At 50.0% G+C, this 17,597-nt stretch carries 15 protein-coding genes; 3 read left to right on the forward strand and 12 right to left on the reverse strand.

From position 1 onward, the window contains the following. Nucleotides 1-300 precede the first annotated feature (300 nt). The 3 genes from HMPREF1141_RS13460 to HMPREF1141_RS13470 form a co-directional block, all read right to left on the reverse strand. Entirely contained in the window at nt 301-759 is a 459-nt protein-coding gene (locus HMPREF1141_RS13460) for an acetyl-CoA carboxylase biotin carboxyl carrier protein subunit (protein ID WP_009065323.1), read from the reverse strand. Nucleotides 760-815: 56 nt separating this feature from the next. Next, complete coding sequence (locus tag HMPREF1141_RS13465) at nt 816-1,067, reverse strand: hypothetical protein (RefSeq protein ID WP_009065298.1); 252 nt, start codon at nt 1,065-1,067, stop codon at nt 816-818. Nucleotides 1,068-1,220: 153 nt separating this feature from the next. Further along, nucleotides 1,221-1,973 (reverse strand): IclR family transcriptional regulator, encoded by a 753-nt coding sequence (locus HMPREF1141_RS13470; protein ID WP_009065352.1) that lies wholly within the window; start codon nt 1,971-1,973, stop codon nt 1,221-1,223. 393 nt (nt 1,974-2,366) lie between these two features. Between HMPREF1141_RS13470 and HMPREF1141_RS13475 the strand changes: the two genes are divergently transcribed. After that, complete coding sequence (locus HMPREF1141_RS13475) at nt 2,367-3,551, forward strand: acetyl-CoA C-acetyltransferase (protein WP_009065303.1); 1,185 nt, start codon at nt 2,367-2,369, stop codon at nt 3,549-3,551. Nucleotides 3,552-3,867: 316 nt separating this feature from the next. Next, nucleotides 3,868-4,701, forward strand: coding sequence for a 3-hydroxyacyl-CoA dehydrogenase NAD-binding domain-containing protein (locus HMPREF1141_RS13480; RefSeq protein WP_009065271.1), 834 nt, complete (start codon nt 3,868-3,870; stop codon nt 4,699-4,701). A 985-nt stretch (nt 4,702-5,686) separates the two neighbouring features. On the opposite strand, the gene HMPREF1141_RS13485 is transcribed toward HMPREF1141_RS13480, so the two are convergent. From HMPREF1141_RS13485 to HMPREF1141_RS13520, 8 genes are all read right to left on the reverse strand, one after another. Further along, entirely contained in the window at nt 5,687-6,532 is an 846-nt protein-coding gene (locus HMPREF1141_RS13485) for a response regulator (RefSeq protein WP_009065281.1), read from the reverse strand. Beyond that, on the reverse strand, nt 6,529-7,818 hold the full coding sequence (locus HMPREF1141_RS13490) for a sensor histidine kinase (protein ID WP_009065357.1): 1,290 nt from the start codon (nt 7,816-7,818) through the stop codon (nt 6,529-6,531). Before HMPREF1141_RS13490 ends, HMPREF1141_RS13485 begins: the two co-directional genes overlap by 4 nt. A 480-nt stretch (nt 7,819-8,298) precedes the next feature. Then, nucleotides 8,299-9,264 (reverse strand): hydroxyacid dehydrogenase, encoded by a 966-nt coding sequence (locus tag HMPREF1141_RS13495; protein ID WP_009065288.1) that lies wholly within the window; start codon nt 9,262-9,264, stop codon nt 8,299-8,301. Nucleotides 9,265-9,368: 104 nt separating this feature from the next. After that, entirely contained in the window at nt 9,369-10,718 is a 1,350-nt protein-coding gene (gdhA, locus tag HMPREF1141_RS13500) for an NADP-specific glutamate dehydrogenase (RefSeq protein ID WP_009065277.1), read from the reverse strand. A gap of 321 nt (nt 10,719-11,039) precedes the next feature. Continuing rightward, nucleotides 11,040-12,296: a sodium/glutamate symporter gene (locus HMPREF1141_RS13505; protein WP_009065370.1), complete on the reverse strand. Its 1,257-nt coding sequence runs from the start codon at nt 12,294-12,296 to the stop codon at nt 11,040-11,042. A 413-nt stretch (nt 12,297-12,709) separates the two neighbouring features. Beyond that, nucleotides 12,710-13,507: a glutamate racemase gene (gene murI / locus HMPREF1141_RS13510; RefSeq protein ID WP_009065264.1), complete on the reverse strand. Its 798-nt coding sequence runs from the start codon at nt 13,505-13,507 to the stop codon at nt 12,710-12,712. 802 nt (nt 13,508-14,309) lie between these two features. Beyond that, nucleotides 14,310-14,699, reverse strand: coding sequence for a PH domain-containing protein (locus HMPREF1141_RS13515; protein ID WP_009065308.1), 390 nt, complete (start codon nt 14,697-14,699; stop codon nt 14,310-14,312). A 34-nt stretch (nt 14,700-14,733) separates the two neighbouring features. Next, nucleotides 14,734-15,228, reverse strand: a complete 495-nt coding sequence (locus tag HMPREF1141_RS13520) for a pyridoxamine 5'-phosphate oxidase family protein (RefSeq protein ID WP_009065348.1) — start codon at nt 15,226-15,228, stop codon at nt 14,734-14,736. Between the two features lie 218 nt (nt 15,229-15,446). Between HMPREF1141_RS13520 and dcd the strand changes: the two genes are divergently transcribed. After that, nucleotides 15,447-15,977: a dCTP deaminase gene (gene dcd, locus HMPREF1141_RS13525; RefSeq protein ID WP_009065344.1), complete on the forward strand. Its 531-nt coding sequence runs from the start codon at nt 15,447-15,449 to the stop codon at nt 15,975-15,977. 85 nt (nt 15,978-16,062) lie between these two features. Here dcd and HMPREF1141_RS13530 read toward each other — a convergent pair whose 3' ends face one another. After that, complete coding sequence (locus HMPREF1141_RS13530; protein ID WP_009064989.1) at nt 16,063-17,511, reverse strand: IS1182 family transposase; 1,449 nt, start codon at nt 17,509-17,511, stop codon at nt 16,063-16,065. Between the last annotated feature and the right edge of the window lie 86 nt (nt 17,512-17,597).

The raw sequence follows: 17,597 nt of genomic DNA on the forward strand, positions 1-17,597 counted from the left end.
AAAAAAACAGAAAAAATCGAAAAAATACAGCGAAATAGCCGATTTGTTAATTTTTGGACAAGCCACCTACGCTTACTGTATATTTTAACACAGAAACTCCGGTTTGCCAAGCTGTATTTTCAGGAAACGCACAAATCCGCCTCTGTTTGCAACCTCATAAAACCCGCTGAAAAGCCCGCACTGGATTCTTCCGTGAATCATCCACATCTTAGAATGCATTCCACGATAAGAACCTGCGAGCCGTTACTTCAGCGCAAGCCGGATAACTCCGGCAGCAAATATAAAACTGAGGGGGGAGAATCAGCCAACAATAGCCAGCTGATCGTTGGACTGTACCGCATCGCCCTTGTTGACGGAAATGCTCTTCACAGTACCGTCGCAGGGAGCAACGATCTCGTTTTCCATCTTCATCGCCTCGAGGACGAACAGGGTATCGCCAGCTTTGACTGCCTGACCTTCGGAAACCTTTACCTGCAGGATGGTTCCAGGCATGGGGCAGTTAACGGAGGTGTCGCCAGCCGCCGCTGCTGCGGGAGCCTTCTTGGGAGCGGGAGCTGCTGCAGGGGCAGGAGCTGCTGCGGGAGCGGGAGCCGAAGCAGCCGCTACAGGGGCGGGAGCTGCTACGGGAGCCGCTACCGGGGCCGGAGCCGCCTGAAGCTCACCAGTGTAGATTCCTCTGGGAATCGGTTTGTAAGCGGAGGGAGCGCGCTCCACATCCACCTCATATGCTTTGCCATTGACTCTTGCCAAGTATTTCATAATCGGTCTCTCCTATCACAACATAATTCTTTTGAAACAACGGATGCTCTCTTGTGTTAACACTCTCTGATGCTGTTAAACTGCAGCTGATCCAGCGGAATCTGCAAATCCTCGCTGATTGTGGCCATAATAACCGCATAAATCTCATCTGTTCCATCGTCCACAGGCTGCGGCGCCGGTGCCACAACAGGCCTTGCTGCCAACTCTTCCACCGCAGCTTTGATCTTGGTCAGCGTTGAAAGAATAGCAATCGTCAGTATCACGGTCAGTCCTGAGAACAACAGCGGCAATAATTGCTCAACTGGCATGCTCTAAATCCCCCCTCTTGGTTTCCCGTATTATGAAATTCATTTCATTTTTTGGAATTTTCTCAATAAATGATAGCATCAATTGAATTGTGTGTCAATAAAAAAACAAGACATTGATTTTTTATTTTAAATAAAAATGGCAGTGGATTATTGTCATTTTTGGACAAACCCTAATAAAGTAGATAACTGGGCTGCATGCTGCTTTACGAGTACTTTGAACTCCTCTTCCTGCGCTCTGGAGGTGCGTGATTGCGGGGCGATCAGACCGATAGAAGCGACCGCTTTGCCGTTCATATCGAACACCGGCGCACCGATCCCCACTGCATCTGGAATATATTCCCCACGGGAAATTGCAACCCCTTCCTCGCGTATGCGCAGCAGACTGCTCAAAAGCTTCTTTTCTTCTTCCGGAGTAAATCCCGGCTCATCGCGCAGATGCTCCTGAATATAGCCGCGAATGAAGCTGTCCGACTGAAAGGCCAGCAGAGCACGCCGGCTGCCGCCGTAGTGCAGGTCCACCTCGTTGCCGAAGCGCTCGATCACCTTCAGGGGATTCGGGCCCTCTACTTTTTCGAGTACCATGCCCCTATAGCCGGATATAATAATCAGGAAAACATCTTCCTTAGTGATTTTCATCAGGTCCTTCAGCACAGGCTTCGCGGAATCACTCAGCCGCAGCCGTCTTGTCGCCGCCATTCCCAGCGGAATCAGGGCAGTACCCAGCCGATAAAGATGTGTTTTGGGGTCGCGAGACACATAGTTCGCGCTGCAAAAGGTCTGCAAAATCCGGTGGACCGTGCTCGACGGCAGGCCGGACATCTGCGACAGCTCTGCAAGCGAACAGGATTTATCTGCTTTTCGCAGGTGCTCGAGAACCTCCATTGCACGTATCAAGCTTTGTACCATTTCAATACCTCCTCTTTTATGATAATGAATCGTTTCTGGTTGGTTTTTCACGATTTCCAAATCATTTTGCTCAAAATACGGTTATCATCATACAAGATAATTTCACAATATGCAATTGTTCTTTTACCAAGCTCATGCAAAATATTCCCCCTGCGTCTAGAAAACGACAAAAATACTAAAAAAGCAAAATTCATTTTGTTAAAAAAACCAGTCAGACGGCCCTTGTGTTTTGGTCTGGATAGTGAGATAATAGGTATGAATTGATTCCATGATTCAGAATGAATTCCTTATTGTGAAATGTTTGGCAGGTGTCTTTGATTTCAAAATCCGCAGTGCATTCTTGGTTTTGCGGCGGAGTGACCCCACCAAAAAATTTAGGAGGTTAGCACCATTATGGCAACAGAAATCGTATTGGCAGGTGCCGTTAGAACGGCAGTTGGTAAATTCGGAGGAAGCCTTGTCGGCGTACCGGCGCCTCGCCTTGGCGCATTTGTAATTGAGCAGGCTTTGAAAAGAGCCGGCATTAAAGGTTCTGACGTAGATGAAGTCCTCATGGGCTGCGTTATCCAGGCTGGCCTGGGCCAGAACGTGGTTCGCCAGGCTGCTATTTTTGCAGGTCTGCCGCAGGAGGTTCCCGCGCTGACCCTGAACCAGGTTTGCGGCTCTGGTCTGCAGAGCGTGAACGTTGCTGCTTCCCGCATCCGTGCCGGTGAAGCGGACGTCGTCATCGCCGGTGGTATGGAAAACATGTCCGCTGCTCCTTATGCGCTGCAGCAGGCTCGTTTCGGCTACCGCATGAACAACAACAAGATCGTTGATACCATGGTAAACGATGCTCTGTGGGATGCGTTCAACGACTACCACATGGGTGTAACCGCGGAAAACGTGGCGAAGAAATACGGCATTACCCGCGAAATGCAGGATGAATTTGCTGCATGGAGCCAGAATAAATGCGAAGCCGCACAGAAGGCCGGCAAGTTCGACGCCGAAATCGCTCCGCTGGAGATCCCCGGCAAAAAGGGCGCTGTAACGGTATTCTCTACCGACGAACAGGCTCGCGCAGGTGTAACGGTTGAGGGCATCAGCGGCCTGAAGCCCGCATTCCTGAAGGACGGCACTGTTACCGCCGCGAATGCTTCCGGCATTAATGACGGCGCTGCCGCTGTGATCGTTATGAGCGCCGAAAAGGCGAAAGAACTGGGCGTAAAACCCATCGCCAGATGGGTTGGCGGCTCCTGGGCCGGTGTAGACCCGGCAATCATGGGCATTGGACCTGCCTTCTCCACCCAGAAGCTGCTCACAAAGCTCAACATGGGTATCGACGAGATGGAAGTCATCGAAGCCAACGAAGCATTTGCCGCACAGGCTCTGGCCGTAGGCATGGAGCTGAAGTGGAACAAAGAGAAGGTCAACCCGAACGGCGGCGCGATCGCGATCGGCCATCCCGTTGGCGCTTCCGGCTGTCGTATCCTCTGCACCCTGCTGTATGAGCTGCAGCGCCGCGGCGGCGGTAAGGGCCTTGCCACTCTGTGCGTAGGCGGCGGCATGGGCGTTTCCACCATCGTGGAAGCCTTATAATTTAAGAATCTGTAAGGAACCAAACGTTTCATTCTCAAGCGGCAAACATATCTCCGCTTCCAGTTTGAAGGTTCTTTCAGCCGTTGACAGCTTGTTGCCATTCACGGCGTGAGGTTCTTAATAAATCACTGTTCGGTCAAGCGTCCTGCGCGGAGCAATCCGCCCGGGCGCTCCCGTTTCATTTGGTTCGAATGGTTCTCCGCCGCCCGGGCGGGTTTCGCCCGGCTCCGAAGCACCTGTTATCTGCCCGAGGGAGACACGCCAGTACAACGGCTACCCGCGGGAGGAGAAATGATAGAAACAGGAGGTCATTCACATGAAAGTTGGCGTAATCGGCGCCGGAACCATGGGCTCCGGTATTGCTCAGGCTTTCGCCGTCACAGAGGGCTACGAAGTCGTTCTGTGCGACATTCAGGAAAGCTTTGCTGAAAATGGCAAAAAGAAAATTCAGGCAAATTTGGAAAAGCTCGTTTCCAAAGGAAAGATGGAAGAATCGAAGAAGGATGCAATCCTCTCGAAAATCACCACCGGCCTGAAAGAAAAGGTTGCAGACTGCGACCTGGTTGTGGAAGCTGCGATTGAAAATATGCAGGCCAAACGCGAGCTGTTCCTGGCTCTGCAGGGCATCTGCAAAAAGGAGACCATCTTCTCCACCAATACATCCTCTCTGTCCGTAACAGAGCTGTCCTCCAAGCTGGACCGCCCCGTGATCGGCATGCACTTCTTCAACCCGGCCCCTGTCATGAAGCTGATTGAAATCGTAGTCGGCCTGAATACTCCGCAGGATCTGGTTGACCGCATTTCTGAAATTGCCAAGGAAATTGGCAAGACCCCGGTTATCGCGAAGGATGCCGCAGGCTTTATTGTAAACCGCATCCTGGTTCCGATGATCAACGAAGCAATTGGTATTTACGCAGACGGCACCGCCTCTGCCGAAGATATTGACACCGCGATGCAACTGGGTGCAAACCACCCCATGGGCCCGCTGGCTCTGGGAGATTTGATCGGCCTGGACATTTGCCTTGCGATCATGGAGGTTCTCCAGTCCGAGACTGGCGACACCAAATACCGCCCGCATCCCTTGCTGCGTAAAATGGTTCGCGGCGGCGTGCTGGGAAGAAAAACCGGCAAAGGTTTCTATACCTATTAATTTGATTTCACCATGCTAACTGAAGAAAACCCAGGCATTTCCATTCTCCGTTGGAAGTGCCTGGGTTTTCTAATTGTGTGGCGAACTCCCTCTGATATTCTATATTATAATGAAAAGGGAAAAGCCGGCAGGCTGAGCCCGCACACAGGTCGCGAAGCAGCGCGACAGGCTGAGCCTGCCTATAGGTCGCGAGGCAGCGCGGAGAAAAGCTTCCGCTTCGCGCTCCATTCGTCGCGTGTGCGCTGACTGTTTTCACGCGAAAACAGCCTTCTATCATAAAATCATTGTATTTGTCTTTATGGACTCTCCGTGTGACTTCCGCTGGCGCAGCCTTTCTCCTAAGGTCAAGGTGGGCCTCTTTCTTGCAAAAAGAAGCAACGATTCGTCAAGACACCGCCTTTGGTCGTTTGAAGTGGAGGCCAAGGAGGGAAAGGCCCGAAATTCCCCTTAGAGGGTCTTTGCCTGATGCCGCCTTTCCGCGAAATCAAGTGTCTGCTCTGATACGAAGGGCAAGCTAGCGCCAGCGAAAAAAACACGGCGGAGCCGTACAAAAAACTGCGAGCCAACGAGAGCGCTCTGAAAATGCCCGCCGACAGACGAGACTGCTAAGCTTATTTCTTGATAGATCCTGGAGAGTGGGTATTTTCATTGGAGCGACGCCTTACGGCCAACTTTTGTTTGCACCGTCGGGAATCGTTCCCCAAGCGGATTCCAAAGGGGTCCTTTGGCGAGCCTTTGCTTAACGCCGCCTCGTAGCAAAAGTAAATCCGCCCCGGCACGAGGGGCAAGCCCTGCGTCAGCAGAACCCCTGCGGCGGAACACCCGCAGGCAAACTGCGCCGGCACGCGCGTCGCGGGAAATCCCGCAGAAAGAATCTCTTCGCGCGCGAACGAAAGGCTTCCGCTTCAATAAAAACACTTCTCACAGAAGCAAAGACAAATAATATAGCAGAAGCGCCGCCCGATCAGGACAGCGCTTTTCTTCGTTATTGATCCATAAATACCAGCAGACCGTTAATAAACTTTTTAATGTTGATCTTTCCGCCGGAGGAACGCTTGCCGCGGATAAAATCCATCTCTGTCTTGATGCCCTCAAACGAGAACAAGGTGCTGGAATACCGTGTAAAGGTATCGTTCATAAAATCCTCAATGCCCAGATTGGCCAGATTCGACATACCCTTTGCAATCGCACGGCGAATTCGCTGCTCCATGCTTTTCGGATTATCGCTCAGTATCTCGCACAGCTTGCCGATGTTCTCTTCGGCCATACTGGTTTTTTCATGATCATACAGATACTGGCAAACGGTGATGATGTCTTTAGAGCCCTTTTCACCGGACATGCCAAGCTGATTGAGAATATACTGCAGCCTGCGCACTGGGGTATCCTTGTCATCCTTTTCTGCGGCTGGGGCGGCGCCCATATCCACCTGAAACATCTTGCGGATATTTGACAGCGTCTGTTCCATCTGAATCTGCCGGGTAATGTTCTCAATCACCCGCTTGATCTCAATCACATTGATCGGCTTGCTGATAAAAAAGTCTACCCCTGCGTTGTAGGCCTTCATGATCAATTCTTTGTTCGAAACCTGCGAGATCATGATGCACTTGGCAGTGCTGCCCATTTCGCGCAGAGCCGATACCACCTGGATCCCATCCACATTGGGCATCAGGAAATCCACCAGCACCACATCGGGATTCAGCGCCATAATCTCTGCCGGGTTGGGGGCCTTGCCCTCCGAATCGCCGCACACGCTGCCCAGATTATGGCTTTCAATAATATCTTCCAGATTATTGATCACCGACAAATCGTCTTCTACAATATAAAAATTCATACAATTTCTTCCTCCAGCATTTCCGCGGGGATCATTACACGGAATTCCGTTCCAACCCCAAGCTCTGATTTCACTTCTATGGAACCGTGGAATTTTTCCTCTACCGTCATCTGTACCCCGGACAGACCTACCCCCCGGTAGATATTCCCCGTTTCTTCATCAAACTTTGTGGAAAATCCCATTTGAAAGATGCGGTCCATATCTTTCTTCGGAATTCCGGGCCCATTATCGGTTACTGTAAACCAAAACTGATCGCCCTGCTTCTCTACAGAAACAAGAATCCAGCCTTTTTGTCCTTTTTTCTCAATCGCTTCGATGCCGTTATTCACCAGGTTCATCAAAACCAGCATCAGCGCGTAGTGATCGCAGGTGACAAACTCATCCTTCACCTGAAAATCCAGCTGAATATCGAGTCTGCGGGCCTCCAGCAGGCGGTAGGTGGATTCCTTTAATATTTGCAGCAGATCGCGAATGCCCATCTCTTCTTCGCTGTACTGCTCGTCAATCTCTTTTTGTATTCCCTGCATGATACGGATATAATCCTTTTTGATTTCGTGGACGTCGCGGGCGATCGAAAGCGCCGTTTTCTTCAGTTCCGGCTGTAAATCCATTCCCGACAGCTTCTCATACAGGCGATAGGCATTGCTCATCGCCGACTCGATTTCATCGGTATTTTTCTCCATGAAGTACACTTCATTTTTCAGCCGTGTCGTCATCAGGTACAGGCGCTGATAGCGGTTTTCGTGCTCCATTTTCTTCATAAGAGCACGATAATTCTGCTCACCAAGCAGAATAGAACCCGCGATAATCGTACGAACTACCGCGATTCCAAATAGATAAAAGTATACCTGTGTATCAAGGCTGTTGTACCGCATGCTTGTACGCAGCCCGACTTCAAAAATATTGGCGCAGAAATCGCTGAGCACCATCCCAACGATCATCCGCTGAAACGGAATCGTGTGCTTGTTTTTAATGAAAACCGAAAACAGCAATCCATAGGCCACATAAAACAGACCGCCGATCAGCGCAACCGTCACATTGTCCTGCAGCTGCGCAATCCCCGAGCTGATCAGGAACAGACGCACCACAAACACCATCGCGCCGGTCACACAGCCAATCGCCGCGGAATTCTGATCCTTGGCGATCGTCATGAGTAAAACAGGAAACAAGATGACAGCCGCTGAAATACGAAAGTTATCCGTAAAGAAATTAAAATACAACTGAGAGGAAAAAGTCACGATAACCGCAATCAGCAATGCGTGCTTCCAGTGTTTTAAATCATTCATTTCCTCTCCCCTTACCGCAATAATATGTCTCCCTCTCTTTGCCTATATTCCGCCCAGCTCAGCCGGTACCGCACACCTGTGCAGTTCCGTTTTGAGCGCAGGGGAAAGCGTTTCTCCAAAAAAGATAATATCCCTCAAAAAGCCTTTCTCATTCTTTATTTCAATTATACCATAGCTTTTTGTAAAATCAACTATGTTGAAAGAGATGCTGAAAAAGCGTGACTTTTTATGTATTTTTCCGTATTTCATAAAGTGATTTTTAACAAAAAACGGGATTTCGCTTATGATATCTTCCAAATTACCATTTGCATTTTTATGTATTTTTTTGCGGGATTTTATTCAAAAGAATATTAAATTTCCGGCCTGTTTCGGCATGGAAAAATTTCATCCGGCAGACAGGGGACAGAGGCTTTCAGGAGGCCTAAAAGGGTCTTGGAAAAGCATCTCCCGTATTCAAAGCGAATACGGGAGGGAGTAAAGTCAGTCAATTTTGTTACCCGGGAAAGTGATGGGTTTTCCGTTCATAACCTCCATAATGCCGCGTGCAGCGGTGGTACAGCAGCGTACAACTGCCTGACGGGTGGTTGCGGCAGTGTGCGGAGTCATGATCACGTTGTCCATCTCAAGCATCGGATTGGTGTATTCGATCGGTTCTTTATCGAACACGTCCAGACCGGCGCCCAAAATCAGGCCTTCCTGCAGAGCCTTAATCAGATCGGCTTCCACAACAACGTCACCGCGGCTGCAGTTAATGAAAAAAGCCTTCGGCTTCATTTTCTGGAAAGCGGCATAATCGATGCTGCCGCGGGTAGAGGGAAGAGAGGGCAGATTCAGGCTGATAAAGTCAGCCCTGGCCAGCACGTCGTCTCTGTTCTCCAGCAGCTTGACGGGCGCCTTCATGCTCTCCTGCCTGGCATAGGGGTCGTAGCCGATGACGTTCATGCCAAAGCCCAGAGCAGCCTTGTTGGCGATGATCTGACCAATGCGGCCGCAGCCCAGAATGCCGAGCGTCAGGCCTTCCAGCTCAAAGGTATCCTGCAGGGTATAGCGAACATCAAAGTTGCCGCTGCGGAATTCACGGTCAACGTGTTTGTAGCGGCGGGCAGCCATCAGCATCAGCATTATCACATGCTCTGCGACAGAGTTGTAATTCCCCAGAGGCGCATAAACCACCTGAATGCCCTTCTTTGCGGCATATTCCACATCAATATTGTCCAGACCCACGCCATGCTTCGCAATGACCTTTAAGTTCGGGGAAGCGTCCATCATCGCGGGGGTAACAATTTCGGTACGGCACATAATCGCATCTACCTGATGCTTCCGGATCTCTTTGATAAAAACATCCTCAGAGTGTCCGCCGGCTACGATGATCTCCGCACCGTCATCCCACAAAATTTGCTTGCCGGAAATATCCAGTTCCTTTAGAAACAGTACCTTATACTTCATGGCCTATGCTCTCCTTGTATCCTTATCATTGCAAACAGAAGAAATAGGCGGGCGTATACAACGCCCGCCTATCTAAAAACAACTTGGAAAAACCTTGATTTTGTTTAGAAAATGCCCTGAGCCAGCATAGCGTCGGCAACCTTTTTGAAGCCAGCGATGTTCGCGCCAGCTACCAGGTTGTAGCCAAGGCCAAACTCTTCCGCAGCAGCAACAGACGCATCATGAATGTTCTTCATGATCTGATGCAGCTTCTGGTCAACCTCTTCCTCAGTCCAAGACAGTCTCTCGCTGTTCTGGGACATCTCCAGACCGGAAACTGCAACGCCGCCGGCGTTAACAGCCTTGGAAGGAGCAACGATCATGTTCTTCTGGCCCATCAGGTATACCAGAGCATCGTTGGTGGTGGGCATGTTGGCAACTTCGATATAGTATTTGATGCCATTGGCAACGATCTTCTTTGCTTCGTCCATGTTGATGTCATTCTGCGTAGCGCAGGGAAGGACGATATCAACCTTACGGCCCCACGGCTTCTCGCCCGGGAAGAATTCTACGCCAAACTTGTCGGCATAATCCTGAACCTTGTCACGGCCGCTGGAACGCATATCGAGCATGAAGTTGATCTTCTCGTCGGTTACAATGCCATCGGGATCGTATACATAACCGTCAGGACCGGAAATAGTAACGGCCTTGCCGCCCAATTCCGCAATCTTCTTCACAGCGCCCCAAGCCACGTTGCCGAAACCGGAAACTGCGAAGGTCTTGTCTTTAATGGAATCATTTTCATGCTTCAGAACTTCGTTTACATAGTAGATAGCGCCATAGCCGGTAGCCTCAGGGCGAATCAAGCTGCCGCCGAAGGAACGGCCCTTACCGGTGATAACACCGTTCTCGAAAGCGCCACGGATACGGCGATACTGGCCATACATGTAGGCAACTTCTCTTCCGCCTACACCCAAGTCGCCGGCGGGAACGTCGATGTCGGGACCAATGTGGCGATACAGCTCAGTCATAAAGGACTGGCAGAAGCGCATGATCTCAGCGTCGCTCTTACCGCGGGGATCGAAGTCGGAACCGCCCTTAGCGCCGCCCATGGGCAGAGTGGTCAGGCTGTTCTTAAAGGTCTGCTCAAAGCCCAAGAACTTGATGACAGACAGGGTTACGGAAGGAGCAAAACGCAGGCCGCCTTTGTAGGGTCCGATTGCTCCGTTGTACTGTACACGGTAGCCGCGGTTTACGTTTACCTTACCGGCATCGTCAACCCATGCTACACGGAACTCAATGGTGCGCTCGGGCTCAACCATTCTCTCCAGCAGGCCGGCCTTCTCATACTCGGGGTGGGCATCCACCACGGGAGCCAGGGAAGAGAGAACCTCTTCAACAGTCTGAAGGAATTCAGGTTCATTGGCGTTCTTTTTCTTGGTTTCTTCCAACACTCTTTCAACATACGCGTTCATAACAAAGACCTCCATAAAAAAATTTTTCTCTAAAAATAGGGAAAATTTACGTAAATATACAAAAAGGATTCGCAAGCTCTGGGTTCAGCGCACGCACTTCTCCCGCAAAAGCTTTTTGCCAATACCTATTTTGTCCAAAAAACATCGCTATTTTCAGAAAACGCGAAACGGCGTTCTTCCTGAAACCACACACATCATTCAGAACGGCCGATCATCGTTTTTTCCACGCTCTGCCGCCCGGAGATTTCATCCGGGCGGCAGAACCACACACACTTTTTAGAAATTCAGATTGATCAATCCCTTAAAGTTTAAGGAATCAGATCACGGAGTCCACCAGTTGAGGAATCCGGTGATAACCGCCGCGTTGACGAAGTCGATGAACAGACCGCCAACCATGGGGATTACGAAATAAGCTTCTCTTGCGGGGCCATACTGCTTGGTGATCGCCTGCATGTTCGCCATCGCGTTGGAAGTAGCGCCCATTGCAAAGCCGATGAAGCCAGCGGTCTGTACCGCAGCATTGTAGTTCTTGCCCATTACGTTGAATACTACATAGTAGGAGAACAGATACATCAGGACGATCTGAGCCAGCAGAGCAACGATCAGAGGCAGTGCCAGATCGACCAGCTGCCACAGCTTGAGGCTCATCATAGCCATTGCGAGGAACAGGTTCAGGGAAAGTCCGCCGACCGTGTCGATCTCTTCGCCCGGGAACTTCTTGCCTCTTGCGTCGTTAATGTTGCGCATGCAAGCTGCAACCAACATCGCGCCGATATATCCGGGGAGTGTAATGCCAGTAGCCGCCTTCAAGCCGACAGAAACAAGCTGGCCGATACCGATCGCAACTGCGAGGAGCATTGCTGCATGAGTAAAGGCACCGCCAGTGGTGGTAAAGGTCTCGCCGTCTTCGCCGCCCTCAAGAGCCGCTTCAGTGGATTTCAGGTTGAACTGCTTGATTCTTCTGTAAGCAGTGGGGCCGCCCATGATGGAGCCCATTACCAGACCGAAAACAGCCGCGGTAACGCCTACGATGGTACCTGTGCCGCCCATGTTGTAGCCACCCTGATCAAAGGGAGCATCCATGGTTGCACCGAACGCAGCCGCCGTGCCGGGGCCGCCGATCAGCGCGGTGGAACCTGCCGCAACGCCGAGTCTGGGATCCTGGCCGAAAGCAGCCATCAGTCCGCCGCCCAGGAAGTTCTGCAGGAATGTCATCACGGTTGCCAGCAACAGCATGATAATGATGTTTTTACCGCCGCTCTTCAGAATCGGAATGCTGACCGTGAAACCGACGGTGCAGAAGAATACCAACATAAAGAAGGACTGCAGCGTGTCGTTAAACGAAATGGTCAACACACCGCTTGCGGTGAGAGCCGTATTCACGATGGCGAAATACAAACCGCCTACCAGAGGCGCGGGGATACATTTTTCTCTCAGGAAACGAACTTTGTCAACTGTCCAGTTACCAAGCCAAAACAAGAGTGCCGCAAGACCTGCCGCCAGGTACATGTTTAGGCCAATTGTAGTCATACCGGCATCGTTCGTGCCGATATCAATGACTCCTTTTAAAACGCCCATAAACTATCTCCTCCTACAACAATAGAAATTTGGTTGTCTGTAAGTATGACATCGCGATGTCAAAATGCTACAGAAAAATACAATAACGTCAAAAATTTAATAAAAAATATTTGGCGCCGGAGCAAATACCATCCAACATGAACAAATCACGGGCTTGTTTCCCGTTATTCTGCCAAAAAAGTCTTGTTGGAGCCACTCCATTCGTTGTCAATCCGGTGGTTTTTTACGAGCACCACCCGCTCTGTACCGACCCTATTCCCGCTGTCGCTGTAAAGATACGGCAGTGCCGTTTCAGCGATGGAATACGGAATGAAGGCCGCGCACATTCTTACCTGCCGCGAAAGCTCATCTTATGTACAAAAAGCTTTCTGATTCTGCTCTCTCTATAAAATAGAACGGAATACAAATTCTTTTTACAGAGCGATATGAGCTGTGGAAGTAGGCTCTTTCATCCCAATCCGCTTCGCAACCTGGACGTAAACCTCCGGGTCACCCGAAGTACAAATGGTAAAGCTGCCTTCTCCCTCCTGGGCCAGGGAATCCTTTTCCGTCAAGTAGTCGCGAACGACATTGGCCTGTTCAAGGGCCGGATTAATGAAGGAAAGCTCAGGATAGCACTCTTCGAAGTTCTTTCCTATAATAGGATAATGCGTACACCCCAAAATGACGTGCTGAATCTGAGGATCTCTGGACAGGATGTTGTCGATCTGGGTACGGATCTCGGTGTTGATGTCGTCCTGGTTGAAGTCACCTCTGTCAACCAGCCCCGCCAGTAGCGGACTGCCCTTGCCGGTCACCTGAACCTCCGGATCAAGCTGATGGATCAGCTTATCGTAGTTGCCGGTCGAAACGGTGAATTCCGTAGCGATCAGCCCCACTCTTTTGATTCCCGAGCGCACAACATATGCAGCAGAAGGAGCCACAATGCCAATGATCTTAAAATCAAAGTCCGGTGTAAGTATGTCGACAAGAGTTGAAATGGTGTTGCAGGCAATCGCGACGACCTTTACCCCACGGTCGCCCAGAAAACGGAGCATTTTGCGGCTCAGCTCTGCGATCTCCTGCGCCGATCTGTTCCCGTAAGGGCAATTGGCACTATCGCCAAAATACAGGATGTCCTCATGCGGCAGGATACGCTGAATTTCTTTCGCAACCGTAAGCCCGCCAATGCCGGAATCCATTACCCCAATGGAACCCTCTAAGATTGACATAACAGCCTCCTTTTTCCCGCCGGGCAGTTGCCTGTCCGGGCTGTCAAATAAATTCACGACCCTATTATAGTGCATTTGTTCTGCAAAGGCAATAGGCTGAAAACGGCGACCAGCGGTGGATTTCCGCCCTATTTGTCCTTCTGTGGAGGACATGTGTAAATTCCCTTTTTAAAATAAAAGCCTTTCTTATTTTTCACCTCTTTGAAGCTCTTTTTTCTTTCTTTCCACTATCCCTTGTACCCTTTGGGGAAGAGTTATCCTTTCTGGAGCCATGCCGCCCTCCTCACGGCATGAGCCAAGCTCCCTGACGCCGCTCCTCTTGTCGGACAAACTGAGAGGAGAAAAAATGCCGAAAATGCAAGAAAACCGTTCTTATCTCTTTTTTATCCGTCCCAGACGCCGCACAGAGGGCGGACTTATTCTAATAAAGATTAATTCCTTCCCAAATTCTGTTCATGTGTATGTGACCCCCTATATATTGATTCCTGTCGTTTTGTAGTATTTTGAGTTAATCTGAAGTATCGAAAAATCTTGCACGTTTCTATCTACAGTGCACTGAAAAACTTCTATACAAAGGTACCAAATTGACAGCCTTCAAATTCCTCCTTCTGTCCTTGGAATAAGTACAAATAATTCCTAAAAGAAATTAAAAAAATATGAATTTTTTTTGAACTAAAAACAAACACGGACATAAATTTCAAAAAAACAAAGTATTTTTATTAGAAAATTAGGACTCTGCTTTCCGAAAAAGAAAGGCAGAACCCCAAGGCTCAGGCAGCAGTGCTGCATATTTATCAAATGTTTATTGCAAAACGTATTGTGTGATCAGATCGTACACCTGAAACAGAAGCTCCTCCATCTGGTTCTCTTTGTCCTTGAAAAAGTTCAATTCCAGAACAATCCCGCCGGAAAGCACCAGTTTGATTTCCGCATCCAGATCCAGTGTGCCGGCCGTTTCGATCGCATATGTCACGATACTGCGGTACGGCACGGAAAAATACTCGACCTTTTTGCCGGTGATTCCCTGACGGTCAACGATCAAAATCCGTTTATCGGTAAACGCCGCCACATCCCGAAAGGTTTTGACGCAGAACTGGAGCTGCTCCGACGGGTGCAGAAAGCGCAGTATCTCTGGGGTAATCGGTACCTTACCGTAAAATAGAAAGGATTTATTGACAACCGCATCTGCCATTTCGTCCCTCCTTTCCTTATGTATTGCAGGCCATTCAGGCCTTCTCCGGCATCGGGGGTTTCGGCTTTCTCCAACGGGCCTTGCCGCTGATCGCCTCTACCGGAATCTTCATGATTTCCATGCGGTCCACACCGCCCTCAATCTTCTTTTCCAGAAACATTCCGCCATCCGGCAGACCGTATTTCTCACACAGCATCCGCAGTGCTTCGATCTTTTCTTCGCGGTCGGTGACAAACTCCGCCCGGCCGGTCACGATCGCGCTTTCAAAATCAGTGCTGTACTGCTCGGGATACAGCAGGGTCTGGCCAACACACGTCACGCACACGCGGGAATCCTTTTTCAGGTTATCCAGCTTCTGGCCTTCCTTGGCCATGTGAATATAAAGGACGCGGTTTTTCACCACGTAAGAAATCGGCACTCCGTAAGGCGCTCCGTCGTCTGCATTGATGGTGCAGAGCGTCGCATATTCGGCGTTCTCCAGAATCTGATACGCCTCATCTTCTGTAATCTGTCTCTCTTTTTTTCTCATAGGACGCATACTATTTTCTGTCCTTTCTATCTCTAAAGTCCATTTTTCGATGATGTTCTTCTGCGTGTATGATACCTTATTTTTTGGAAAAACGCAAGCTGCACCCTGCCGGGACACGCCTTGCGGCCTGGAAAACACCCGAGCTTTTCTTTACACAAAATCCGTGATGTGGTACAATAACAGCAAATACCGACCGCACAAAGGAGAGCGCTTTCGCCATGATATTATCGGGAAAAGAGATTCTAAAGCATCTGGACAAAGAAATCGTGATCGATCCGTTCGATGAAGCGAAGATGAACCCGAACAGCTATAATCTGTCCCTGCACAACGAGCTTTTGGTTTACGACACCCCGGTGCTGGACATGAAAACCCCCAACGCCGCAACGCTGATCCAGATTCCGCCGGAGGGCCTGACGCTGGCGCCGGGCCGTTTGTATCTGGGCCGCACGAAGGAATTTACAAAGACCGAAGGGTTTGTCCCCATGCTGGAGGGGCGCTCTTCCATTGGCCGGCTGGGAATGTGCATTCATGCCACGGCAGGATTCGGCGACGTGGGCTTTGCGGGCTTCTGGACGCTGGAGATTTTCGTCGTACAGCCCCTGGTCATCTACCCGGACGTAGAGGTCTGCCAGATTTACTATCACACGATCACCGGGGAATATGACCCGTACTGCAGCGGAAAATACCAGAACAACAAGGGAATTCAGCCCAGCCTGCTGTATAAAGATTTTGAGAAGAATCAGAAATAATCGTCCGTTTGCAATTTACTTAAAAAAGAAGGCCCCGAAACGGGGCCTTCCAGCTTGTAGACAAAGCGCCGTCTGGGTTTAAAACTCAGACGGCGCTTTTAGTGACAAACTTCGAGTTTGGAACAAATAAAGGGAAAAAGAGAAACGAAAAACCCGGCTCCGGCTTGAACCTAGGGTCTCTCGACTTCCAGACCGCCAGCTTCTTGAGATTCATGCAGGCGAAAGTAAGCAAAGCCTGCATCGTCACTTTGGCTTTGCCTCGCAAGGTGGTAAATCTCAACCCGTGTTTTTCTTTTGCATCGGCGAAAACCCGTTCGATGGTTTCCGAACGCTCCCGGTAAATTCCCTTTCCCTGCGGCGTGTAACGGAAGTCTTCCGCGGTATCCAGATAGTCTGCCCATACATGCCGCGTTACGGTTTTCTGATCATTTTTCCTCTGTGTGCACTGTGCCCGCACCGGGCAGCGTTTGCAGATTTCAGGATCACTTTTGTATTCCCGGTATCCCGCGCGGTTCGTGGTCGAGTAATGTAAAACCTGATTGTTCGGACAAAGAACGCAGTCGTAATATTCGTCATACACATATTGGTACGGTTTGAAATATCCTTCTTTACTCATCGGCCTTTTGTACGGAAGGACCGGAATCCGGTGGTCATCCAGAATCTGCTTGCAGATATATGGAATTTTGTAACCAGCGTCGGCTACGACATATTTGATTTCAGGGAAGACAACCTTTACCTTGTCGTAAATACTTTTGAACATCACGCTGTCATGGACATTTGCGGGGGAAAGCTCCATGCCGAGGATGAAATTGTGCCGATCGCAGGCCGTATGCGCGGTGTAGGCAAAGCATTTTTCATGCTCTCCCTTGTGGAATATCCCGCACTCCGGGTCGGTCGTGCTTTTCTTCGTTTCCTTCGTTTTCCCGGTCCCGCCCCCTTTTCCCGGGCCGTCGTCGTCAAACGGCTTTTTCCCATGTGCTTCCCGGTCTTTGTTGATCTCTTCCATCAGTTCCTTGTGGTAGTGCTGCGCTTCCACTTGAACCTGCACCTTCATTTTCTTGTTCCGGTTTGCGCTGGCCTTGATATGCGTGGAATCGATGAATACCGCTTTCGGGTTCACATATTTCAGCTTCACCGCTTCTAGCAGAATACGCGCAAAAATCTGCTCGAAAATGTCGGTGCCCTCAAACCGCCGGGAGTAGTTCTTCCCAAAGGTCGTGAAATGCGGAACCGGGTCGTTCCAGTCATATCCTAAAAACCACCGGTATGCGGCGTTGACCTCGATTTCTTTGATCGTCTGTCTCATGCTGCGGATCCCAAACAAATATTGTATGAATACGATCTTGAACAGCACCACTGGGTCGATACTCGGCCGGCCCGTGTCTCCGCTGTATTTGTCCTTGACCAGATCGTATATGAAACTGAAATCAATCGCTTTCTCGATTTTCCTCAGAATATGGTCTTTCGGGACCAAATCGTCCATGCAGCAAAAGCTGATTTGTTTCCGGTTGTCCTCACTTTTTTCATTCAGCATTCTCCATCACCCGCTTCTATTTTACCACCCCGCAGCCTACATAAAAAGACAAAGTACCTCTTTCCTGATACTTTGTCTTCACGCTG

Source organism: Clostridium sp. MSTE9 (assembly GCF_000277625.1).
In the GTDB taxonomy this organism is placed as follows: Bacteria; Bacillota; Clostridia; order Oscillospirales; family Acutalibacteraceae; genus Faecalispora; species Faecalispora jeddahensis.